Origin of the sequence: Pseudoalteromonas rubra, from assembly GCF_005887115.1 — a bacterium.
In the GTDB taxonomy this organism is placed as follows: Bacteria; Pseudomonadota; Gammaproteobacteria; order Enterobacterales; family Alteromonadaceae; genus Pseudoalteromonas; species Pseudoalteromonas rubra_F.
On the sequence record NZ_PNCJ01000015.1, the window covers coordinates 106431 to 128765 of the forward strand.

Below are 22335 nucleotides of genomic sequence, written 5' to 3' on the forward strand. Positions count from 1 at the left end.
CAATTATTATTTACATATGTTTGACAACTTATATATTAAACGTCACATTTAGACCGTTCCAGAAAGAAAAAGAGCAGGCATGCTCGAATCAAAATGAGAAGCAAATCTTTATCGCTCAAAAATAAATTGGAACGATACAGCACACATTACAACATGTAAAAGAGAGCAACAGGATGAAAACACAACTTTTAAATCCAATCACGCTGGCATTGTGCCTAAGCGGAGCACTTATAGCTCCATTAAGCTTCGCGAGTACCGACCTGACTCAGCCAAATGCAGGGATTATCACCGCCAGTGGGGAGAATGGCTCGGCTGAAGGACGCAGCAAGGCATTTGATGATTCTCAGTACAGCAAATGGCTGACCTTCACGCCTACAGGCTGGATAGCTTATCAGTTCAATACCCCTCAGATAGTATCGGGTTACACATTGACTTCGGCCAACGATGCGGCCAGCCGCGATCCACAAGACTGGCAACTATTGGGCTCCACCGATGGCAACACCTGGTACGAACTTGATACACAAATCAATCAAACCTTTTCTGCACGTTATCAGACTCGTCAGTATAGTGTTACGAACAGTCAGGCTTACCGCCACTACAAGCTCAACGTCACTGCCAATCAGGGCGCGGGAATTTTGCAACTGGCAGAAATCGAATTGCTGGGTGGAACGACACCACCGGGAGATTCTCTGCCACTCACAGACAGCAAGTCGCTCAATAAGGGGAGCTGGCAGCATTATGGGCCATTCAATGTCGCGGGAAAGGTCTTGGCAACCACCTCAGGTAGCGGCGATGCCGATCTGTATATCGGCCAGGGTAGCCTGCCAACCACCAACAACTACCAGTGTGCCAGCACGTCGCCCACAGCTGCGGAATCCTGTCAGGCTCAGGGCAGCGACCTGTATGTCTCAGTTTATGGCTGGTCTGCCACCCGTTACACCATCAATATACAAGAACAAAGCGACAATGGCGGCGGTAACTGGGATAAGCCGGTGGTCGATTTTGTTGATATGAACCCGGAAACGGCGGGCTCGCAACTGGTGAAGCGCATCATCAGTGACCCTGCTGGCCATATGGCAAACCGCTGCGTAGATGTAGCCAAAGTGCTCTATACCGATCCGAAAGAATCGCAACGTTTCAGACACCTGCGTTTTGAACTCAGAGAAAAAGATGCCTGGGGCAACGACTTTGTGGCCTATAAACTCGGCCAGGATGGGTCCGGCGAGATGACTATTGCCGTCAGCACAAAACATCTGGAAAAAGTCTACCGGGAAGGAAACAATGACGACAACGCGATCCGCGACGAAATTGACGGCATCTTATTCCATGAAGTTACCCATGGCTATAACAACTCTCCGATAACGCACGACGGCTATGGTGACGGCGGTCCTTACTGGGCCTATACCGAAGGCCTGGCAGATGCCGTGCGAATTGGCGCGGGTTTTCATAAAACCAGACAACCGGATATCACCAACCCTAAAAAGTGGCTGGGCGGATACACCACCACCGGCTTCTTCCTGCATTACATCAAGCAGGAAAAAGATCCGCTGTTTATCCGTAAATTTAACCAGTCTGCAGTGGATTACACCAACCACACCTGGTCATTCGACCGTGTCTTCACCGATATACTGGGCATTGGTGTAGAGCAAGCCTGGCAAGATTACGTGCAATTTATTCAAAACGGCGGACAGCTACAGTATTAGCAGACAGTGAACAGCCCGAAACCTGCATAGGCTTCGGGCTTATGATGGTTCAGCCGCTGTCACGTACTTTAATAGTCAGGCTGGGCATATCGTTCGTTATGTGCGCCGCACCACTGCGTTTTTACACAGCAAAGCTCTCCAAAGCGCCGATTATGAGGCGTTTATTGTATGCCGCCTGAAAACAATACGGACTTATCTATTGGCAGTTCTGTACAAATCAAATGTGCTGTTACGTATGGCCAGTGAACGCTTTTTGCGTGAATCACAAAGCCCTGTTTCATTGTGTAGTCTGTCAGTTCAAATGAACCCGGGCATAGCTCGGCGGCTCTGCGCACCAGTTTCATCCTTAAACTGCCATATGACTCGGTATCTCTGCCGTCCACACGAACAAGAAAGCGGTTTTCACTGAGCACTTTTTCAGAATACCCATTGGCACCATTCTCGGGATACCCTGAGATAGGTTGGTAGGTACTACACCCTATTATTCCAATAGATAAAACGAGTATTAATACCTTAAGCAAGTTAACTCCAAAGATGTATTTTGCGTGGTAAATGCGCTGAGGTAGCTATATCTAATCAGTCTCAGCTTCATCCGCACTTTCTTAGCTGGCGCGAATTGAACCCTTGTTATATGCAATTAACCATCAATATCACTTAAATCTTTTGCACTGTAATCATTTAGCTCTTTATACGTTGCTTTATTAAAAAGCCTTTTTAAGCACCAAACTGCAAAGAACAAAGCCAAAAAGAAGTACAAGATACCCACTAATTCAAAAGAATCAAAATCTATGCAAACACCATTAGAATGGCATCCATTTCGCGGTAAGCTTTCATATACAAGAAAGGTAAAAAATAGCGATAAAACAAAATAGATTAAGTTCAAAATCACAAACGCCTCGATTGTACCCAATGCTTGCCTAACCGACGCGAAATAGCAGGCTAAAATTAGCGACGGCGGAGCGCAAGCCTGCTGTTTTTCGCACGATATTTAGGCAATTTTTAGGTATAAGCTATTTAGTAGGTTCATTACTTTTATTTTTAAAAAACTTTCTCACTGTATCGCAGATTTGACCTGACTTAGCGCCATGTTTTTTGTAATGATATTCCGTTTCATAATCACCCTCAGGGATAACCATATCCACAAAAAGCTCATTTTTGTTTAAAGTATTTATTTTGTCTCCAATCTCAAAACCATATTCAATAAATGAGGTGGTATTGTATATGGAAGAATGTATGACACCGTTTTCCAATCGCCATTTATTCCAATAAAGAGTTACATCTAGAGAATTAACTAATGAAAATTCAATTTCACACTTGTCGCCATTGGCCTGATACTCAATGAAACTATAGTCCACATGCTCACTGTTATGGTTAATTATCCATATTCCTATAAGGTCATTGGGAGCACATTTTGATAAAGGTGCGTATAGAGAGAAAATAAATATAGATAAAATAACTAAATGATTTCGCATAATTCAAATTACACCTAACGCTAAGCTCTGAAGAATCCCCAGATAATCATAATTAAAATCAATGTGATGGACACGCACAGCATTGTTTGATCTAATTTATTTCGCAAAAAAAAAATAGATAACAACACTATACGTGATTCCTTCATCCTACACGCTATGCTCAGAAAAAACTGCCCAAAATTCATGCCAGGCGTCTTGGTTCATTAATTCTGGCAGCTGAAGCTTTACTCGATAGCAACCACTTTTCTCTTACCGAGCTGGGCCGAAATATGAAGAGTTCTGTCGCAGACTAGCACAATATCAAACGTATGGACCGACTGCTTGGCAACATCTTCTTTTAGCAGTTTTAGGAGGCTGCCTTTGTAACTTACGCTTGGATTTGACGGCATAAGGTAATAGAGGGGAGAGGGCCTTTGCAAGGCCCAAAAGTCAGATTAAAATGGCGTGCCCGGCTCATTTTCATATGAAGCAGTGGCGGTATTCGTTTTTTCCCAGGTGCCATCTTTATACAATATGAGCGCTGAAGCAGAGGCTGAAGAGAATGCGCGCACCCGTGTATTACAAGCTATACCGCCGGTACAGCTAATACCGCTCCAGCGAATTTCTTTGATGGATTTAGATACATTGCCAATAGAAAATAAGGCCCTGGCTGAGTTATTATTAGTAAAATCGACACCAGAACAGCTGCTCGTACCGTTTCCACTGGTAAAACCGCCATTAGCAACATAAACAGAGCAAGTTAAGTTGGCTGCAAATGCTGAGCCTGCGAAAAGAGTGCCAGCGACAATGGCAAGTGCTTTTAATTTTTTCATGTAAACATTCCTTTTTAACTTTAGATTTTCACGCTCTCATTTTGAGCAACTAAAAATTAACCTCAGTCGTGTAACAAGTCAAGTTTTCTTGTTTAAACTTCTGATTTGTGTAGTTTTATTCTCAAATTAACTCAACCGAGAGTTTGTTTAGCAATTATAACAAATAGCCCAGAGTGCGTGGATGCGATAAGAAGTGTAATAGGGTGAAGAAAAGGACGAATGATTATTGAGACACATGGTACGGTGTCTTATTACTTGGCATATAATAACAAGTTTTTATCGACACCCACCATAAGTTCACAGCCTAATTGTGGGCAGCTTCAACAGACTACTGACCGGCTTCTTCCTTGCAGTCGGCATAGCCCATTGTTCTCAATGCTTTGAGTATCACCTAACGGTAGACGGCATACACCCTGTACGCCAGCTTGGTGTGGGTGTCACCTAAACTCACCGTGGGAAGGCATCGGGTTGAAGGTTTTGTTATATTTCGTGCACCTCACCAAGCCAAACTCCACTTCTATTATCGACTAAGACAAGGGCATCTCCACTCTCCCCAGCCTGAGCCAACAAATTATCTTTGTACCAGATTGCACTTTTGCCTGACGATGCCAAACCACCACTCGGCTGACTGTAATTTGCTATAGCGACTACCATTCCATACTCCGATGCATATGTTGCCCACTTCTTAGAGTCTTTGCCATAACCTTCAGGGGTGATCAAAACGCCCGCTATATAAATAGTTGCGCCAGCTTCATAACAGATCTCTGCGTGTTCTGGATGTATTGTATCTGCACAAATCGCATTTGCGACGGTATCTTGACCTAAGCTAAACATGTGATGTTTCTGACCACTGCCAAAAAACACCTCTTCGCCTTCGTGAAGGTGTATTTTTTCATACCTGTCTACTGCACCAGTATGGTGAACTAAGATCAAACCGATCTTAGGTTGCCCTTCCGATTGCAAAGGTGCACCAACACCGACAGATATTTGGTATTTTTTAGCAGCTTCAACTAGTGGCTTTAGACGTGGATCGTCGTCTGTAAAAGCTAGCTCTTTTGCTAAGTCAGGCTCGTAACCAGATAGGGATAGTTCTGGAAAAACTAAATAATCAACATCAAGGCGACTAGCTTGCTGGATAAACCTGAGGTGATTTTCCATATTCAGGCTAACGTTACCTCTTATTGAACTACTTTGCGCTACGGCTATTCTCATCTTTAACTCCGTGTGGCCTGAAAAATAACGTCGTTGTCTGAAGAATCACCAGATATTTAAAATTAAAATGGTGGTACCCTCGGCATTGTTTTATCTCACTTATTTATCCGAAAACGAACCAGATAACAACACCATACGTTGTCAACTATCCTACACGATATGCTCATAAAAAACTGCCCCCAAGCTCATGCCCGGCGTCTTGGTTCATTAATGCTGGCAATCGAAGCTTTGCTCGATAGCAATCAACTTTCTCTTACTAAGCCGGATCGAAATATGAAGCGCCTAGTCGCTGCTAAGCGCAATATCAAACGTTTGGACCGGCTGCTTGGCTATACCGCCATGCATAAAGGTCAGCTTACTATTTGCCGTTGTTGTACCTAGCAGAACGGTTCGGCCAGGCCCCGCTTGCGAATCATGTGCCCTACTGAACATCTTATTTTGACAGTTTTAGATGGTTGTTTTGTAACCTCCTACTCAAGTATACGCTCGATATTTTCACACCGAACACCACACTTTCTAATTTCTTTAAGAATATCATCTAGCTGAGGGGATTGAGCTTTTACTGATGTTCCATCATTGAGGTAGAGCGTTACTGTATTACTATGACTCTGAAAAATTTTGACAACATGGCCTGAGTTCAGAATCTGAATAACAGTGCTCCAATTAACGAAAGAATCAGCCCTAGGCCCCAAAGGCAGCTTATGCCACATGCTCTTATCCGATGTTAATAGGAGTTCATCTTCAACTGCTATGCCATCACGAGCGACTTTATATGTCGTTTCAATACCGAAACCGCTGTAGTGAAAATAGTGAAATGCGATACCTGAACCTTTGTAATACCACATAGCTTCTTTTTCATCATTCCACTCTTTTATTAGTACAACTAGCTGTTCATATGAAACTGTAGTCTCCGGTTCAGCATGAACAGATATAGTGATTACGAATAAGAGTATTGGCAGAAATTTTCTCACGAAATACCTTTATTAAGATTGATTCTAAGTACATGAAGCGCGCACTAATATCACGACACCTGCTATTGACAATGTAGCTAACCAAATTAAGTGGAAATCTCTTAGCGGATTAACCATTGGCTTTTATACATTTACCAACGCTTTTATTAATTCCAATAACCCGCATATACCAGTTTTCAGTATCAGCGATTTGAGCCTTAAAGTCATCAACGTATGTTGGCGAGCTTTTGTCTGGTTTAATATGCCCATAATAAAAGCTGCTGATCCAAAGCGCCCCTTCTGGGAGCATATGACCTCTTCAACCAACTTCTTCAACAGTTTCAGTGCAGGCGATCGCGGAGTTTTATAGACACCCAATCATAAATTCACAAATCTATAGTGGCCAGTACCTTTCTTCTGAATGGTTTGGCGATAGGTAACGCTGGGTAAAACACCTCATGACTCCACTTACCGGATGACAGAGCGGTTTGTGGAGCTCTTCTGCAATACGGCAAAGCTGCGTGGTGCTTCAGTCGTTCCCGGCTCGCAAGCGTCCGGGATGATGGTGTTGCCTGGAGGTCACGGAGTTATCTGGAGGCCACGGAGTTGTTTGGAAGTGGCTGAATGGTTTGCTAGACACCCTGTGTCACCTTGTGAGTGAATAAAGACTCAGCTATTGGTTGATCTGGTTATCTCCATCAGGGAACTTCAGACAAAACGCACTGCCCGAATCTGAGCTGGAAACACTCAGCTCAATGTCGAGTTTTTCGCACAGGCGCTTAACCATGGAAAGCCCCATACCCATTCCCTCACTTTCGGGACCTTTTGCGCCGGGTTCAAACAGCGTTTTCAAAAGTTCTGGGGTAATCCCCTCCCCTGTATCCGATACCATGATTGACTGTGCGCGTCCTTCTATGGTGACTACGCCGCTACGAATATGGGTAAATGCATTGCCGATCAGGTTATTCAGCAGCAGCCGTAATGCGCTGGGGGCAATGGGTAACTCCAGCTTTGCTGCAATGTCGACTTCTACCTCGATGTCTTTACCGGCAATTTTTTCTGCCTGGCTTAAGATAACCTGCTCAACCACAGGTAAAACGCGAGTATTTGCATCAGCTAAAGTTTCTTCCCGGGCCAATGCCAGTAAGACTTCCAGGCTTTGTGTGATTTGATGCTGAGCATCGGCAATACGACCTACCAGCTCTGCTTGCTTGTCGGTTAGTGATGTTTGTCTGAGTAAAGTCAGCGAGCTTTGGGTAATTGCCACTGGCGTTCTTAATTCATGGGAAACATCTCGGGTGAATGCCTGCTCGCGACTGATAAAGCGCCGAATACGAGACAAAGCCTGCTCCAGGGTTCTGGCGAATGCGCCAATTTCATCGTTGACAAACTGCCCAGAGAAATTCTGCGGCAAGCGCTCTACCGGCGCGTCTTCTACAATCTTAACCAAAGTATCCAGCGGCTTGATCAAACGCTTTGCCATCATCAGAGACGTAAACGCCAATATCAACGCCAGCACGAGAACGCCGCCAAACAAAACCAAAATAAACTTCAGCATGCCACCTTTAATCTTACGCACCACCAGCTGCTCACTGACTTCGGCCAGTAAATAGCCGGTGGGAATTTGCTTAAGATGGTAATGGCTATCGTTTTCTCCGCTAAACTCGATCCGATTGGGTTCATCCTCGAGTACTTCCCGGATGATTGCCGGTAATTCATGCTTTTCAGGGTAGTAGCGAATAAAGTCGAGTCTGGGCCTGGCTTCAAGGCCAGACTCAAGTTGCGCAGCAACGGTCTGGGCCTCATCATTCAGCAAATAAACAAAAAACCGATCTTCTATGCTGTACGCAAACAAAAAACTTGCCGCCCCAAACACAGCACTAATAAATAACGCAATACCGACAAAGAAAGCGACAATCCGGTTACGTAACTGAGTGGCTTTCATGCTGCATTACCCTTCTATATCCAGAGCGAACCCTATGCCATGTATTGTTTTGATGATCGGACTGCTAAATGGCTTGTCTATCGCTTTGCGAAGCTGATAGATATGCGAGCGTAATGCATCAGAGTCTGTCGGTTCATCTCCCCAGATCCTGTCACACAGCTCACTGCGACTCAGCGCGCGAGGGTGATGCTCCATCAGTAAACGCAAAATTTTAAATGGAATAGGCTGAAGCGTCACTTCACACCCGGCACGTTCAATGTGCTGAGTCTGACTATTAAGTGATACCGCTTTTTCATCACGCCCCAAAGATAGTGTGTGCTCACTATTAAGTAAATGCCTTTTGGCCAGAGCATTGCAACGTACCCATAACTCTTCAAGGGCAAAAGGCTTGGTCAGATAGTCGTCTACCCCCAAAGAAAAACCATTGAGTTTGTCATCAAGCGTATCGCGGGCAGTGAGCATAATGATGGGAATATGGCGATTGGCTTCTGCTCTGAGTTGCTGACAGACAGCCAATCCATCCATTTTGGGTAGCATCACATCTAGGACCACACAATCGTAAAATTGTTCCAAAGCAAGTTGTACACCCAGCTCACCGGTATGAGCAAAGTCGATGACCGCACCGTGCGACTCAAAATATTCACCTATATTCAGGCTCAGATCCTGATTGTCTTCAATCAGCAGTACTTTTATTTGCGCCATGCAGGACACCACGTTCGTAAGAATATAACTAAAGGCTAACGCGACATTCGTGAAAGCAATGTGAAAATCAGCTCAGGTCGTGTGCAACCAGCGACGCACATACTGCAAAGACAGGTACTCTTGTTTCAGTTTCAGCCAGGAATCACGCGATTGCTGCCAATGCCATTGTTCATCAGCAATTTTTCGCAGCATATCTTCATTTTTCGCCCGGCTATAAAAAAGCAGATCCTGCGCCGTCGCCAGCTTGGGGAGTGAATCGCTCTGCACTGTAAACATATGCTCGATATGTGTACGCAGATTAAGAATAAGGGTAAACAGATTGGTATTGCTTGCCTGATGGGTTAATAACTCAACAAGTCGTTGCTCTTTTTGAGGTATAGGGTAGTCATTTAATTCTGTAAAGACCCCGCTCATTGTGTCAATCAGCACTTGTCTGTGACCCTGCGGCAAAGAACAAAACCAGTGAGTCAGTTGTTGTAGTGGCGGTGCCATAGTGTTTCCCGAGTAGTCCCTTGATTAAGGAAAGTCTACCACACGCTGCTTTTATCGTAAAAAGCGTCAGTGTTTAGTGTAAAAAAGAGGGAAAAGCATAATTACACACTAAGCGGCTTAATGTGGGCAGGCAAATCGACAAAATTAACCCGCCACCAGCACGCATAGTTGATTTAACATTGGTTTAGTTATAAATCCACCAACCCAATGCAAAGCATTTAGGTATTAAGCACGACCAGCGTGAGCGACGCAGGCTCACTAGGCTTTTTACAACAAAAGCCAGATTTTGACTGATCACTGTTCTTTGCATGGCACAGCCTGATGAAACCACTTAGCTATCCAACGGAACGGGTTTGGTCTGGGATCCAGTTCAACCATCAGGTTGAAGCTATAGCCCTTGCGATAATGCGTTCTGATCACGTCCACTCCAAGCTTGTGCTTGGAAACACATCGCCGTAACTCGGAAACTGCCCGGTTAATGGCATTGTTGTCGACATACTCTTGTTGCCAGATCTCCCGGCACAATTCATCCCGGCCAATCACTCTATCTCTATGACAGATAAAATATTCTAATAAGTCATAGATAAGAGGTTCCAGCCGCACGCTTTCACCACAATATGTTAACAACCTTTTCCTTTTGTGAAGCTCATAGGGCCCAAATACTGCACGGCTAAAGTCAGCATCATAATTATCATTTAACTTCATGATGATAGACACACTTCCTTTGACGTTTTGAGTTATCAAGCAAGGTTAGTGTAGCGTCTGACTGGGCTTTTTAAAATCCAATTTGCGATGAAAGTACATGACTTTTGTTAATAGAAAAAATGATAGGTTATCGTAAGTACACTGCAAGGTTTTGTTCACATAGATCAACTAAAGCACAAATATAAAACAAAAAATATACAATTTAGGGCATCAGAGTGCGCTGGGCATTTTATTTCCCAGTCTTTATACCGTTATTAGTGACAATGCGCATAAAGTAACCAGCTATTCAGCTATTAGTAAATTTCATAGTTATAGATGTAAGGGCAAACACCGGTCTGTTTACCCTGTTTTTGTGGTCGTTTTATCAGGTTATAGTGTTGCGAGCATCGCTTTAATTTTGTCATTATCCGGGTAGGCTTTCTGTGCTTTTAACAAGCTTGACTTCGCCTGAGCAAAATCATTTTGCCGAACATAGGACTGCGCAATCGTGAGTTCAATCATGGGATGATTAAATTGAGACTGGGCAAATGTCATTAATTCAATGGCGTTGTGCAGCTGCAACTGTGTTTTAGCAAACTTCGCCTGATAGACACCTATCATGGCAAGCATTTGCACATCATAGCGTTGTGGTGACTGCTTAAATTCAACTATTGCAGCAGCTTTGTCTTTGAACAATAATTCCGCCAGCTTCACACTCTGATCGTCTTTATAAGCCGGCTCATTAACATCGTCTACACCCATTGCCCTGACCATTGCAACGGCAGTATCTGCAGTTGAAAACGGATTTTGGCCGGTGATCAATCGACCATCTATGGTCACTTGATTAAGCATTAAACCATCCTGTTCAAACTGGCCTCCGCGCTCTTTTAACTTGTCTTCCAGTAAAAACTCAAACTGAGGTCGCCACTTTTTGCCAAAGGCGTCTTCTTCCAGATTGGTAAAACCGTTGACTCTTCTGCCATCGACCAGGTACTCGCCATTGCTTAACGTGACATCAACCAGTGCAGCGGGCCCATGACACACTGCACCCACCACGCCTTGCTGCTCATAAATTTCCCGGATCAAGCGCTGCAACTCGGCGTCTTTATGTAAATCAAACATTGGGCCTTTACCACCGACAATAAACACCCCGTCAAATGGCTGACCTTGCAGGCTCGCCAATTTAACCGTGTCGGACAAGGCATGCATCGCCTGAGGATCATTTAAGAACGCCTGGTTATAGGACTTTTCTTTATTGTACTCATCTGCTAGTGGCTGCCCCCCCTCAGGCGAGGCCAGTGTGATCTTAATCCCGTTGTCGTTAAAAACCTGATATGCTTTGCTTAATTCATCAAATTCAAACCCGGGCTGAGTGGTTTTCCCATCAACCTGCTTACCGAAACTACTTAATACCATCAACACGTGTGGCTGATCTGCGGCATAAGCAGTACTGAGCAAAGTGGTACTCATCAGTGACCATATGGATGCAACTATCAACTTTCTCTTCATCATTGAGTCTCCTTTGTTTGGACAGACTCACCGTAACGCTGATACTGTGAAGCCACTGTGAAAAAAGTCGGGATATAGGTGTGCAAAATCAGATTGAGGATAGCCTGTGGCAACTTTACTTGGGCGTATGGTTCCGCCCCTGCGGCACACTGCCGCTGTCACCCAGTGGCGCAATCATCAGTTTATGGAACCCGAATGGTGTAAAGAAAAGTTATGCCGATAACAACCGATACCGGCGACATATATATCAGGCACTTAAGCGCAAAGGATACGACATGCACCTCATGTGGGGCTGCAGCCCCGATCTCGGTTATCGCGAGTTAAGTGTACTGGTAAACTGCTCACAGAGCCAAGCAACCCGACTGGCAAAAGTGTGCCGCCAAAAAGCCTTTTACTTTGTAAAAGAGGGGCAGATCTGGTTATACAACACGCAAAATCCGCAGCAATGCTCGCCGCTGCCCGCCACTTTTAAGGCGCGACTCACCTACCGCAGACCACCTGCTTACAATGAAGCCATTCTGTACCCAAGCATCTAAAATGCTAGGCAAGACTCTTAGCCTGCTCTTGACAAAATTCCTCACACCACACCTGCAACTCCATCATTGACATCGGTTTTGCATACACATATCCCTGCACCAAATCGCATTCCATTTCTTTGAGGCCCTCCAGTTGCGCAACGTGCTCAACCCCCTCTGCAATCACAGATAAGCCAAGGCTGGCGGCCATCGACAAAATAGCACGCACCAGATTTTGCGAATCCGGCGCATGCGCAAACTCATGAATAAAGCTCTTATCGATCTTGATTGTGTTGATCGGAAAGCGACGCAAATAACTCAGCGAAGAGTAGCCTGTACCAAAATCATCGATAGACAACTGTGCGCCGGTAGCCCTGAGACCTTCAAGCCAGGCCAGAATGGCTTCATCATCATCCAGCAATATGCTTTCTGTGATCTCAAGTGCGAGATTGCCGGGTGCAAATCCGGTTTGGCGCAAAATATGGCGTAATGTAGTCGCGTTAAAACCCAGCCGGTACTGCTGGCTGGATATGTTTGCCGACAAACAGCAGTTGAGGTTGAGTGAGCGATTCAGCATCTCAATGTCTGAGGTAGCCTGTGTCAGCATCCACTCACCCAGCTCAGAGATCAAGCCACTTTCCTCTGCAACCGGAATAAACTCATCAGGGGTTATATATTGCCCGTCATGGGGCCAGCGTGTTAGTGCCTCAAATCCATAAAGCTGACCCGACTTGAGTTCGATTATTGGTTGATAAAATACCGCCAGCTCATTGTTGGCAATGGCCTTGCGAAGCAGCTGCTCCAGCTCTACACGACGGTTAACCTGTTGCTGCATGGAAGGCGCAAAATAGTGGTACTGATTACGGCCGCTTTCTTTGGCTTTGTACATCGCCAAATCTGCCCGGCGCAGTATCTCCTGTTGTTCGCGGGCATCATCGGGCATAATGGCAATGCCGATACTGGCGCCACTGATCACTTCAAACCCATTGATGATAAACGGTTGTGCCAGTGATGTGAGAATTTTCTCGGCCACTTTTGCTGCGTCCTCAACATCGCTGATCTGACTGAGCAACAGCACAAACTCATCGCCTCCAAAGCGCGCCAGCGTGTCTGTGCGGCGCACCAGATGATTAAGCCGGTTGGCAACTTCGAGCAGCAAATTGTCACCCGCGTCATGCCCCATCGCATCATTGATGCGTTTAAAGCGATCCAGGTCAATAAACAGCAACGCACTCAAATGTGGCTGTCGTTCAATTTGTTTTAGATCCTGAGAGATCCTGTCCAGCAATAAGCGTCGATTTGGCAGCCCTGTCAATGCATCATACATGGCCTGATAGGCGATTTTAGCTTCCTGCTCTTTGCGTTCTGTCATATCTGACAACACGGCAATATACTGCTGCACTTGGCCCTGCTCGTCCTGAACAGCACTGATCGCAAGCCATTCCGGGTATATGGTGCCGTCTTTTCGGCGATTCCAAATCTCAGCAGCCCACTCCCCTTTAGTTTCCAGCGTCTGCCACATATGCTCGTAAAATCGTGTATCGTGACGACCTGAACTGAGCAAGTTTGGCTTTTTCCCAAGTACTTCGTGCTCCTGATACCCCGTAATGCGGGTAAAAGCCGGGTTCACTGCTGTGATTTCAAGGTCAGCATTGGTTGTCATGATCCCTTCCTGCGTTGCCTGATACACAGCCGCAGCGGTTTTAAGTTCAGCCTCAACTTCTTTAAACTCGGTAACATCAACGCTTATGTACACATACCCGCCTTCTGCCGTTCGGGCATGACGGATTTGCAGCCAGCGCCCCTGTGCGGTTTTTTGCAGCCGCTGTGGTGTCTCACTTTGCTCATGGACAAAGTCGGATTTACGCAAATGCCAGTCATCCAGAGTTTGCGGAAACTGCGCTTTGGATAACACGCCATAATGCCGCAGCCAGCATTGATTGGTCAGTGTCAGTGTGCCTTCGCTGTCGTAGAGCGCAAACCCTTCTTGCAATCGTTCAATGGCATCGTGAAGTAACTGGCTTGCTTGCAGGGCGTGATTTTTTGCTTTATTAAGTCGCTGTAAAATAAACAACAACATCAGTAGAAGCACCACCGCCAGGCCAAACAACTGCTCACTCAGTGTGCCTGTTTGCTGCAATTGCATAGCGTGTAAATCCATTTGTGCCCGATACAGGCTGGCAAACGCAGCTTTACTGTCGATAGCAAGATACTGCTGGCGAGTTTTGCGCACCAGGCGGTAATAGTGCACAGCAACCTGAATATGATTGACAAATCGGCGACTCAGCAATGCAAAACTCTCATTGCTGTTAGCTGTCTCGGCCAGCATCCGGATCCGGGTATCCAGTAGTACCTCGTCGAGTGGCTGACCTGAGGTAACCAGACTGGCCAATATGGTACTGGCAAGTAACGCCTGCGGATGCTGTATCGCAATCATTTCATCCAATACCAGAGGCAGGTAGGTCAACCCATTTCGCATACCCACCGCTCGTGTTTTTAACTGCTCCATCAGCGCCATTTTATGGCTCAGTAACTTCAGATACGCCTGATACTCGGCGCCAACCTGACCAGTTTGCTGTTTGTCGGTCAAATGATGCAGAGCTTTGTCCAGCTGTTGCAACTCATCAAAATGGCGTAAACTGCCGATACTCAGCGTCAGGGCAAACTTATCCAGTTTAGCATCAATCGACTTGGCATCGAACAGCAGTGACACCTGCTCATGTTGTCTCTCTCCTGTCGTCACGTGGGCGCGGAAAAAATACACCATCAAGGCCGTGAGCACGCACATCAGCAAGCATTGACCAATAACGGGGAGGTTGATTTTTACTTTCTGCTTCATTGATCCATTTCCTGGTGATGTCCGACTAAACTTTCCAGAAAAGCGGCAATTGCAGCCAACTCGGCTTCGCTGAGCGAGCGCCCGAGCTGATAACGTGCCATGGTGTTAATCGCCCCGGTCAGGCTTTGTTCACTGCCATCATGGAAAAAATACGTTTGTCTGGCGGCCATTCTGAGACCAGGCACTTTAAAGGTAAACTTGTCCTCTTCGCGACCCGTGACGTTATATCGACCATAATCAGAGGGCTCAATGGCCGTCCCACGGTCGCCAAAATAATCACCAAAAGTGCCCATTTTCGCGAACATATTGCCCCCGACATTTTTTCCCTGATGGCAATTGATGCAGCCATAATATTTGAATAAACGATATCCCTCTTGTGCTTGTTCAGACAGGGTCGCTTTACCTTGCAGCCACAAATCAAACGGGGCATTTAAAGTGATGAGACTACGCTCGTAATGGGCGATGGCGTCACTGATTGAATCGCTCGACAGCCCTTCCCGATATACCTGAGTAAACGCAGTTTTGAACGCTTGATCCTGGTTGAGTGTCGCGATTAGCTCGGCCCAGGTGGTTGCAAACTCTTTGGGGTTTTCTACCGGCAGCGTGACCTGCGTTTTTAAATCAATGGCTTTGCCGTCCCAGGCCTGACGAATATTGAACACTGAGTTGTATACTGTCGGCGCACGAACCTCTCCAAGCCGCCCGAATGCGCCCTTGGAACGGGCAGAATTGTCGGCCCCGTGGCTTGATAACTGATGACAAGAAGCACAGCTAATATCGTTCGTTCGTGACAACCGAGTATCAAAAAACAACTGTCTGCCCAGTGCAACTTTGCGCGCATCGGTGGCGACACTTTGCAAAGGTAATATAGGCTCAGCGGCCGCGCCGGCCGAGCCAACAAACAGTACCCAAATCAAAGACCTCAACATCACGCTTTAGTACCACTCTTAGCAACTAAACACCTTGCTAAGGTAGCACTTATTAGTGATACCTGACTTGATATGGAATAAAGAAACCGCGATCTCAGTCGTTGCTAACGCAGGCTTGTACGCCCCCGTAAAAAGTCCGGCAGGACCAAGCAGGCACAACAATAAAATTCTGACAACGGGAGGTGCAACGCAAAATTTTGTCTAAACTTGTGAGATAAGAAGCTTTTTAATCAACCTTATGCAATTAAAAACGCGCCTGACAATCATACTGGGTTTAACCGCACTGGCTCCCATGCTGGTGATCTTTTTGTTGGCTATGTTACACAGTACCGAGCAGGCAAAGCGTCTGAGTATTTCCGCAGCTCAGGCAAAAGTCTACAACGCAGCCGCGATTTTCGACCGCTATTTTGCTAAACGCAAGAGCGAGGTCGCGGCACTGGCGCGCCAGCCCACCCTTAAAACCATGGACTTCGCGCAAATAGCACCTATTTTGGAAAATGAAAAAGCATTCTATCGGCAAACCTATGAAAAGTTTATTCTCGGGCGCCCCGACGGGAGCTTTCACAATACCGAGGGCGGCAACCCTTTTCAAAATATGCTCAGAACATTTGATGACACTTCGCCGCAAGCCCGCAAGAGAACCATTACCCGCCGCGATTACTGGCAGGAAACCATTGGCCGTAACGTGAATCAAAGCGCTGAAATTTATGTTTCTGAACCCATGATCTCTTACACCACGGGAGTCAAGCAGATAGTGGTCGCCGCCACGATACTCGGGAACGACGGCAGAGTAGCGGGCCTGCTTGGTGGCAGCATTCCCTGGCGAGAAATAGACCGCCTGGTTCAGGAGGTATCACAGCAGGTTGTCCATCAGTTTTATGACAATGCACGTTTTATGCTGGTGTCTAAGGAAGGCATTTACATGTATCACTGGCTGCCAGACAAAATAATTCAGCTAAAACGTGAACAGGGCAAGTTTGTCGTAAATGACATTGGCGAAAAAATTGCTATTCGATTGAAAGTTACCGAGGAAGCCAACCCACAACTACGCGAGATTGGCCTGAAAATGATCGCGGGTTTTAATGGCTATGCCCAGTTAGATAAAACCGCCACTCAGCCCAAGTCTTATATTTTTTATGCACCAGTAAAATCCGCGGGTTACAGCATTGCCCTGACCTTACCCGAACATGTCGTGTTTGCCCCCGTCTATGCATTACGTCAGCAGCTGCTGATTATCCTTGGTTTTGCGGTGGTTATTTCGTTGCTGGTCGTGTGGCGCTTTTCAAACAGCATTTATCAGCCTATCGCTAAGCTGACCAAGGCAGCACAAGCTTTGACACAGGGCAACTTTAGCGTATCACTGTCGACTCGTGGCAAAGATGAGATGGCGAAACTCAGCCGTGCATTCGCACAGATGCGCGACAAAGTGTATCAGCGAGAGTCTGAGCTGGAACAGAGAGTCGAAGAGCGTACCCAGGCACTGGAACTGGCCAAAATTGCTGCGGAAGAAGCCGCCAGCGCAAAAAGCCGTTTCCTGGCCAACATGAGTCACGAGATACGCACGCCTATGAACGGCATTTTGGGTACCCTGCAGTTGCTCAATCAACAGAATAACTACAGTGGAGAACAACAAACCCTGATCCGGGTTGCCAACGAATCAGGACAAAATCTGCTTACCCTGCTCAATGATATTCTCGATATTTCTAAACTCGATCAGGGTGAAGTGTCACTGTATTTTGAGCCTTTTGACTTGTATGCCGTTTTACATCACCTGGAACAATTGTTCAGCGAAAAAGTCATCGAAAAGCGGCTGCGTTTTCAACTAGTTATTGGTGATACCGTACCAAAAGAGGTCGTCAGCGACAAACATCGCCTACAGCAAGTACTGCTTAATCTGCTGAATAACGCCATTAAGTTTACCCATGAAGGCTTTATTCGACTGGAAGTTGAGAATATTGGCAATATGGAACAAGTGATGCTCAGGTTCGCCGTCTCTGACAGCGGCATCGGGATTGCCGAGGATAAACTTCCCCACATCTTTAACCCTTTTTATCAGGAAGATGAAAGTACGACTCGGCGCTATGGCGGCTCCGGTCTGGGCTTGTGCATCTGTCAACAGATCATTGAATTATGTGGAGGTCACCTCAATTGCCAGTCAGTACAGGGGGAAGGCAGTCAGTTTGATTTTAACTGGCCTGTGGCGCCCTGCTGCCTGATCTATTCTGAGGACAGCGATCAGGTAACATTTGGAGAGCTACATGGCCATATTCTGCTGGCGGAGGACAATGCAGTAAATCAGGTTGTGACTAAGGCCATTTTAGAGAAACTAGGTTTGAGTGTCACCATAGTCACTGATGGCGAACAGGCTTTACAGCAGCTCGAGAAAGAACACTATGATCTGGTTCTGATGGACATGCACATGCCCAATATGGATGGCATAGAGGCTACCAAGGCCATCCGTGGTATGCCTCAGCACATGCAGCTGACGATTATCGCGTTGACCGCCAATGTCCTTATCAAAGACATCGAAGCCTGTTTCGCTGCAGGGATGGACGATTACATCAGTAAACCCATTGCGCTGGAGCAACTCAAAACTGTGCTGGACAAATGGTTAGCGGTAAAAAATGGCTAACCAGACCGTTTCCTGCTCGGGATCGGTCCAGCTGACTTTATGCTTACAATGTGCGGGAATATTCAGATAGTCTCCGGCTGACAGGCGTGTCACCCGACCGTCCTCAAACGTCAGTTCACCGGCCCCTTGTAAAACCAGCACCCATTCGTGTTCATCCTGATCGTACCAGCCTTGCGGTGGTGAGGTATGCCCTTGAGAGACAATGCGCTCAATCTTGAGCTGCTCATGAGACAGTAACGTCTGAAATACTTCTTCGCTGAGATCAACGGGAAGGTTAGATAGTAAGTTGTTCATTATTCACCCATTAATTGAATATCACACGAAAAGTTTCACGTATTGAGGATAAATACTAAAGCAGAGAATCAAAGCGTAAGCAAAAAATGAATGTGAGAAGAATAGTAGATAAGAGATTTGGTGGAGCTAGGCGGGATCGAACCGCCGACCTCTTGCATGCCATGCAAGCGCTCTCCCAGCTGAGCTATAGCCCCAAATCGACGTCAAAGATACTAGAAGATTTTTCTACCTTTGAAAACCCCCAAAAGTCACTTTTTTATAGAAATGAATCCGTTAGGGTAAAAATCGAACAGGCACGTGTGCACCGATACACGTGCCTGCTGAAAATACCCGGTGTTACTGAGCGCCGTATTAGTGGAGCAATGTAAGTGCCGCTTCCAGCGCTTGTTTGATATCAGGGTTAGTCAGCTCACCCGCTTCGAGGTCAAAGTTATCGAAAAAGCTTGGCACTGACAGGCTCGCTTTAACATCCGCAGCAAAATAAGGCGCAGAAGCCACCGCCGATCCCAGTACGCTTTGAGCGCCACCCGGGCCCGGTGACGTTGCCATCATCAGCATTGGTGTATTCTGATATACCTTCATATCTATGCGAGATGTCCAGTCAAACAGGTTCTTATAGGCGGCTGAATAGCTGCCATTGTGTTCAGCAAATGACACAATAATCGCATCCGCGGCACCAATTTTTGCGTAAAAACGCTGCGCTTCGTCTGGAATACCACCCTCAGTTTCCCGTTCAATGCTGTAAATCGGCATTTCATACTCATTCAGGTCCAGTACTTCGACCTCAGCATTGGGGATCAACGAAGCTGCATAGCTGGCTAATTGCTGGTTAATTGACTGACGGCTGTTACTGGCTGCAAATACTAAAACTTTCATGGTATTACCCTCTCAAAATAAATCAAAAATGGTGTTTACTCAGGGTGATGACTTGATTTGTATTCACCTCAAGCTGATGACAACCAGTGTATATTAGGTTTTAATAATAATTAATAAGGCAAAAGTAAAGTCACTATTTCTAAATGAATAACAATCTATTTGAAGGCATTGAGATCTTTGCCGAGGTCGTCGAAAACAAAAGCTTTATTGCTACAGCCCAGAAGCTGGGGCATTCTCCGTCACATGTCAGCAAAGTGATTGCCAAGCTGGAAGAACGTCTGGGTGTTAGACTGTTGAACAGAACCACACGAACACTGGCACTGACGCCAGAAGGAGAGTCGTATTACCAAAACTGTGCCCAACTGATCCAGGATGCTCAGGCGGCACAACAGCGCTTGAATGTGACCGACGATATTCCAAGGGGCACCCTTAAGATCACCTGTCCGGTGGCTTTTAGCGCCGATTATTTACAACCGGTACTAGCAGACTACCTGAATCGCTACCCGAATGTTTCACTGGAGTGGGATCTGGAAGACAAAGCCGTTGACGTGATTGCTGACGGCTACGACTTGGCTGTACGGGCAACCCCGCAACTGGAAGAGTCCAGTCTGATCTGCAAACGGGTTTATCATTGCAAAACATACGTTGTTGCCAGCCCGCAATACCTCGATCGTTTCGGGCAGCCACATCACCCAAAGGAGCTGCAAAAGCATCATAGTATTTGCTATAGCAATCTCAAAACGCCGGACCGCTGGGAGTTCAAAGATAAGCAGGGCGGTATTTTTCATGTTGAGGTACGACAACGGATCTTGTGTAACAATGGTCATATGCAAACTGCGATGGCGCGCGATGGGATTGGTATTGCACGCCTGCCCGCCTTTTATGTCGACACCTTACTGGCGCAACAGCAACTGGTGCCCCTGTTCCCTGACTTCCCACAGCCAGACGTCAACGTCTATGTCGTTTATCCAAGTCGCCGTCATCTCTCTCCAAAAGTGCGACACTTTATTGACCTGCTATCGGCACATTTTGACAAAATACGCGCCTGATCTTGGCGTTGTGCACAGCTGATATTCAATGGTGTGCACACTGATATCTTTTTAATAACCCACACAATTTCCACACAATTGCACCAGATTTATGCAGCAAACTCTCTAAGTCACTAATTAATATAAGTTAATAGATTTGGACCTTGACTATTTTATCCCCACAATTGCCGTCTAGACTAAATAATAAGACAACCGCAGCTTTCGAGGTCTATATGAAACAACTACTCTTAATTACCCTGTGTACTGTACTGTGTGCCTGTGGCTCAGGATCCGACTCTGCAACCACAGATCAGACTAATGTCACCTCGGATACCGATAATAATGCCCAGGACAACTCAGGCAATAGCTCAGGAGACACCAATCAGGATACATCTCAATCATCTACATTTGTCCTGAGTAGCCCGGCATTTGCCCATCAGGCAGCCCTACCTGTCAGCTATACCTGTGATGGTGACAATTTATCCCCCCCATTAAGCTGGCAAGGCGCGCCAGAGGCAACCCAAGAGTTTGCCCTCAGTATGGAAACCAGTACGCAAACGCTACACTGGTTAGTTTATCATATAGATAACGATGTACAGGCAATTGTTGCAGGAGACTCGTCCGGTGTGCTCGGCAACAACAGTGTCAATGGCGAGCAAGCCTACGCGCCCCCCTGCCCTGAAAGCCCCGGCACACACTACTATACATTTACCCTTTATGCGTTATCAGAGCGCCCTTCGCTTGATCAGAATGCGGTGGTGGACAGAGCCACTTTTATGGCTGCAATCAACCCACTTACTCTGAACAGCACCGCGTTAACTGTCAGTGTAAACCGCTTTCCAGATGTTGCGCTCAGTGCCTGTGAGCAGGTGCAGCTGTCAGTGAGCAATGCAGGGTTCAGTGATGTCGCCGTTACTTGCGATAGTGACTATGCATACGTCACATCCGATACATACCCAGACCACGACCTGATGAACGGTATAACGGGAACCAATGAACAAATCCCGGTACCGGCCCCCGGTTACGCAGCCCCGATCCGGCTCGACCGACAGCTCAGCAGCACCCCGACAAGTATCGACGCAGCACTGGGTGTCGCCGTCAATGGTGTACCTATCTATGATTATTCTGCACAAGGAGAGCTGGATCTTTACCAGTATGACCCAGCAGTTGATACCAAAGCCCTGGGCCAGCTTGATAATTGCGGAGGCCATGCCGGGCGCGGAGACGATTATCACTACCATGCCGCACCAACTTGCATGATAGCTGCCATGACCAACCAGGGAGATGACGCAATTCTTGGCTGGGGCTATGATGGCTACCCCTTGTACGGCAATAATAACCCCGACGGCAGCGCCATTGCCTCTGGCACATTGGATTTATGTAACGGCCAGTCCGATAGTGAATATGGCTATCGATATCATACGTCCGAACAGGCACCTTATGTCTTTCAGTGCTTAATGGGAGAAGTGAATACACAAATCCTGCCACGCGTCGCGCCGATGACAGGCGACAATCCCCAGATGCGTGCCAATCTGACTCCGCCTCAGGGCGGTGTAAGCAACCTGACGCATACCATTTTGTCAGATGGCACACGCAGCATGACGTATACCCATCAGGGCACGCAATATTATGTCAACTACACGCCAATAACCGATCAGGACAATTGCTATCAGTTTGAGCAGAAAACAGTCAGCAATGGTGGCATTGTTGAAACCGGCACATTCTGCAGATAAGCAAGGAG

The 22335-nt window shown here is 46.6% G+C and carries 22 protein-coding genes, 1 tRNA gene and 1 pseudogene; 7 read left to right on the forward strand and 17 right to left on the reverse strand.

All coding sequences use genetic code 11. From position 1 onward, the window contains the following. Positions 1-173 precede the first annotated feature (173 nt). Positions 174-1703, forward strand: a complete 1530-nt coding sequence (locus CWB98_RS11195) for a basic secretory protein-like protein (RefSeq protein WP_138544957.1) — start codon at positions 174-176, stop codon at positions 1701-1703. Between the two features lie 161 nt (positions 1704-1864). Here CWB98_RS11195 and CWB98_RS11200 read toward each other — a convergent pair whose 3' ends face one another. The 3 genes from CWB98_RS11200 to CWB98_RS11210 form a co-directional block, all read right to left on the reverse strand. After that, a complete protein-coding gene (locus tag CWB98_RS11200; protein WP_138544958.1) occupies positions 1865-2224 on the reverse strand; it encodes a hypothetical protein in 360 nt (119 codons plus the stop codon). A 116-nt stretch (positions 2225-2340) separates the two neighbouring features. Further along, positions 2341-2586, reverse strand: a complete 246-nt coding sequence (locus CWB98_RS11205) for a hypothetical protein (protein ID WP_138544959.1) — start codon at positions 2584-2586, stop codon at positions 2341-2343. Positions 2587-2713: 127 nt separating this feature from the next. Further along, positions 2714-3175: a hypothetical protein gene (locus CWB98_RS11210; RefSeq protein ID WP_138544960.1), complete on the reverse strand. Its 462-nt coding sequence runs from the start codon at positions 3173-3175 to the stop codon at positions 2714-2716. A gap of 129 nt (positions 3176-3304) precedes the next feature. Between CWB98_RS11210 and CWB98_RS24405 the strand changes: the two are divergent. After that, positions 3305-3465 (forward strand): annotated as a pseudogene (locus tag CWB98_RS24405) (IS4 family transposase); the annotation flags it as partial. 144 nt (positions 3466-3609) lie between these two features. Here the strand turns inward: CWB98_RS24405 and CWB98_RS11215 are convergent. Beyond that, the gene (locus CWB98_RS11215) at positions 3610-3987 is read right to left on the reverse strand and encodes a hypothetical protein (RefSeq protein ID WP_138544961.1); all 378 of its coding nucleotides are present in this window, start codon (positions 3985-3987) and stop codon (positions 3610-3612) included. Between the two features lie 480 nt (positions 3988-4467). Further along, on the reverse strand, positions 4468-5199 hold the full coding sequence (locus CWB98_RS11220; protein ID WP_138544962.1) for a carbon-nitrogen hydrolase family protein: 732 nt from the start codon (positions 5197-5199) through the stop codon (positions 4468-4470). A 210-nt stretch (positions 5200-5409) separates the two neighbouring features. Here CWB98_RS11220 and CWB98_RS23950 point away from each other — a divergent pair, with 210 nt between their 5' ends. Further along, on the forward strand, positions 5410-5580 hold the full coding sequence (locus CWB98_RS23950) for a hypothetical protein (RefSeq protein WP_171045628.1): 171 nt from the start codon (positions 5410-5412) through the stop codon (positions 5578-5580). 89 nt (positions 5581-5669) lie between these two features. Here CWB98_RS23950 and CWB98_RS11225 read toward each other — a convergent pair whose 3' ends face one another. The 7 genes from CWB98_RS11225 to CWB98_RS11255 all read right to left on the reverse strand — a co-directional run bounded on the left by CWB98_RS11225 (position 5670) and on the right by CWB98_RS11255 (position 11484). After that, on the reverse strand, positions 5670-6170 hold the full coding sequence (locus CWB98_RS11225) for a hypothetical protein (RefSeq protein ID WP_138544963.1): 501 nt from the start codon (positions 6168-6170) through the stop codon (positions 5670-5672). Positions 6171-6279: 109 nt separating this feature from the next. Next, positions 6280-6459, reverse strand: a complete 180-nt coding sequence (locus CWB98_RS11230; protein WP_138544964.1) for a hypothetical protein — start codon at positions 6457-6459, stop codon at positions 6280-6282. Positions 6460-6822: 363 nt separating this feature from the next. Continuing rightward, on the reverse strand, positions 6823-8094 hold the full coding sequence (locus CWB98_RS11235; RefSeq protein ID WP_138544965.1) for a sensor histidine kinase: 1272 nt from the start codon (positions 8092-8094) through the stop codon (positions 6823-6825). A 6-nt stretch (positions 8095-8100) separates the two neighbouring features. Next, the gene (locus CWB98_RS11240) at positions 8101-8796 is read right to left on the reverse strand and encodes a response regulator transcription factor (protein WP_171045629.1); all 696 of its coding nucleotides are present in this window, start codon (positions 8794-8796) and stop codon (positions 8101-8103) included. A 72-nt stretch (positions 8797-8868) separates the two neighbouring features. After that, entirely contained in the window at positions 8869-9288 is a 420-nt protein-coding gene (locus CWB98_RS11245) for a hypothetical protein (protein WP_138544967.1), read from the reverse strand. Positions 9289-9582: 294 nt separating this feature from the next. Beyond that, positions 9583-9993, reverse strand: coding sequence for a winged helix-turn-helix domain-containing protein (locus CWB98_RS11250; protein WP_054013635.1), 411 nt, complete (start codon positions 9991-9993; stop codon positions 9583-9585). 369 nt (positions 9994-10362) lie between these two features. Next, entirely contained in the window at positions 10363-11484 is a 1122-nt protein-coding gene (locus CWB98_RS11255; RefSeq protein ID WP_249364667.1) for a type 1 glutamine amidotransferase domain-containing protein, read from the reverse strand. A 77-nt stretch (positions 11485-11561) separates the two neighbouring features. On the opposite strand from CWB98_RS11255, the gene CWB98_RS11260 reads away from it, so the two are divergent. Further along, complete coding sequence (locus CWB98_RS11260; protein WP_171045630.1) at positions 11562-12017, forward strand: DUF3293 domain-containing protein; 456 nt, start codon at positions 11562-11564, stop codon at positions 12015-12017. Positions 12018-12021: 4 nt separating this feature from the next. Here the strand turns inward: CWB98_RS11260 and CWB98_RS11265 are convergent, their stop codons facing one another. Both CWB98_RS11265 and CWB98_RS11270 read right to left on the reverse strand, forming a co-directional pair. Continuing rightward, on the reverse strand, positions 12022-14835 hold the full coding sequence (locus tag CWB98_RS11265; RefSeq protein ID WP_138544969.1) for an EAL domain-containing protein: 2814 nt from the start codon (positions 14833-14835) through the stop codon (positions 12022-12024). After that, on the reverse strand, positions 14832-15764 hold the full coding sequence (locus tag CWB98_RS11270; RefSeq protein WP_138545052.1) for a cytochrome-c peroxidase: 933 nt from the start codon (positions 15762-15764) through the stop codon (positions 14832-14834). Before CWB98_RS11270 ends, CWB98_RS11265 begins: the two co-directional genes overlap by 4 nt. Positions 15765-16002: 238 nt before the next feature. Between CWB98_RS11270 and CWB98_RS11275 the strand changes: the two genes are divergently transcribed. Further along, positions 16003-18396: an ATP-binding protein gene (locus tag CWB98_RS11275; protein ID WP_138544970.1), complete on the forward strand. Its 2394-nt coding sequence runs from the start codon at positions 16003-16005 to the stop codon at positions 18394-18396. On the opposite strand, the gene CWB98_RS11280 is transcribed toward CWB98_RS11275, so the two are convergent. From CWB98_RS11280 to CWB98_RS11290, 3 genes are all read right to left on the reverse strand, one after another. Next, positions 18376-18690: a cupin domain-containing protein gene (locus CWB98_RS11280; RefSeq protein ID WP_138544971.1), complete on the reverse strand. Its 315-nt coding sequence runs from the start codon at positions 18688-18690 to the stop codon at positions 18376-18378. The two genes, CWB98_RS11275 and CWB98_RS11280, sit on opposite strands and share 21 nt — an antisense overlap. A gap of 118 nt (positions 18691-18808) precedes the next feature. Further along, positions 18809-18884 (reverse strand) — tRNA-Ala (locus CWB98_RS11285). Positions 18885-19041: 157 nt separating this feature from the next. Next, positions 19042-19566: an NADPH-dependent FMN reductase gene (locus tag CWB98_RS11290; protein WP_138544972.1), complete on the reverse strand. Its 525-nt coding sequence runs from the start codon at positions 19564-19566 to the stop codon at positions 19042-19044. Between the two features lie 143 nt (positions 19567-19709). Here CWB98_RS11290 and CWB98_RS11295 point away from each other — a divergent pair, with 143 nt between their 5' ends. Further along, positions 19710-20615 carry a LysR family transcriptional regulator gene (locus CWB98_RS11295; RefSeq protein ID WP_138544973.1) on the forward strand — a complete coding sequence of 302 codons (906 nt, stop codon included), beginning with the start codon at positions 19710-19712 and terminating at the stop codon, positions 20613-20615. 212 nt (positions 20616-20827) lie between these two features. Continuing rightward, positions 20828-22327, forward strand: a complete 1500-nt coding sequence (locus tag CWB98_RS11300; RefSeq protein WP_138544974.1) for a YHYH protein — start codon at positions 20828-20830, stop codon at positions 22325-22327. Positions 22328-22335: the final 8 nt, after the last annotated feature.

Excerpts from the sequence above, each read along its gene's own strand:
- CWB98_RS11195 (WP_138544957.1), top strand. The coding sequence starts at position 174 with ATGAAAACACAACTTTTAAATCCAATCACGCTGGCATTGTGCCTAAGC.
- CWB98_RS11210 (WP_138544960.1), bottom strand. The coding sequence starts at position 3,175 with ATGCGAAATCATTTAGTTATTTTATCTATATTTATTTTCTCTCTATAC.
- CWB98_RS11215 (WP_138544961.1), bottom strand. The coding sequence starts at position 3,987 with ATGAAAAAATTAAAAGCACTTGCCATTGTCGCTGGCACTCTTTTCGCA.
- CWB98_RS11220 (WP_138544962.1), bottom strand. The coding sequence starts at position 5,199 with ATGAGAATAGCCGTAGCGCAAAGTAGTTCAATAAGAGGTAACGTTAGC.
- CWB98_RS23950 (WP_171045628.1), top strand. The coding sequence starts at position 5,410 with ATGCTGGCAATCGAAGCTTTGCTCGATAGCAATCAACTTTCTCTTACT.
- CWB98_RS11230 (WP_138544964.1), bottom strand. The coding sequence starts at position 6,459 with ATGCTCCCAGAAGGGGCGCTTTGGATCAGCAGCTTTTATTATGGGCAT.
- CWB98_RS11235 (WP_138544965.1), bottom strand. The coding sequence starts at position 8,094 with ATGAAAGCCACTCAGTTACGTAACCGGATTGTCGCTTTCTTTGTCGGT.
- CWB98_RS11240 (WP_171045629.1), bottom strand. The coding sequence starts at position 8,796 with ATGGCGCAAATAAAAGTACTGCTGATTGAAGACAATCAGGATCTGAGC.
- CWB98_RS11245 (WP_138544967.1), bottom strand. The coding sequence starts at position 9,288 with ATGGCACCGCCACTACAACAACTGACTCACTGGTTTTGTTCTTTGCCG.
- CWB98_RS11250 (WP_054013635.1), bottom strand. The coding sequence starts at position 9,993 with ATGAAGTTAAATGATAATTATGATGCTGACTTTAGCCGTGCAGTATTT.
- CWB98_RS11255 (WP_249364667.1), bottom strand. The coding sequence starts at position 11,484 with ATGATGAAGAGAAAGTTGATAGTTGCATCCATATGGTCACTGATGAGT.
- CWB98_RS11265 (WP_138544969.1), bottom strand. The coding sequence starts at position 14,835 with ATGAAGCAGAAAGTAAAAATCAACCTCCCCGTTATTGGTCAATGCTTG.
- CWB98_RS11270 (WP_138545052.1), bottom strand. The coding sequence starts at position 15,764 with ATGTTGAGGTCTTTGATTTGGGTACTGTTTGTTGGCTCGGCCGGCGCG.
- CWB98_RS11275 (WP_138544970.1), top strand. The coding sequence starts at position 16,003 with ATGCAATTAAAAACGCGCCTGACAATCATACTGGGTTTAACCGCACTG.
- CWB98_RS11280 (WP_138544971.1), bottom strand. The coding sequence starts at position 18,690 with ATGAACAACTTACTATCTAACCTTCCCGTTGATCTCAGCGAAGAAGTA.
- CWB98_RS11290 (WP_138544972.1), bottom strand. The coding sequence starts at position 19,566 with ATGAAAGTTTTAGTATTTGCAGCCAGTAACAGCCGTCAGTCAATTAAC.
- CWB98_RS11295 (WP_138544973.1), top strand. The coding sequence starts at position 19,710 with ATGAATAACAATCTATTTGAAGGCATTGAGATCTTTGCCGAGGTCGTC.
- CWB98_RS11300 (WP_138544974.1), top strand. The coding sequence starts at position 20,828 with ATGAAACAACTACTCTTAATTACCCTGTGTACTGTACTGTGTGCCTGT.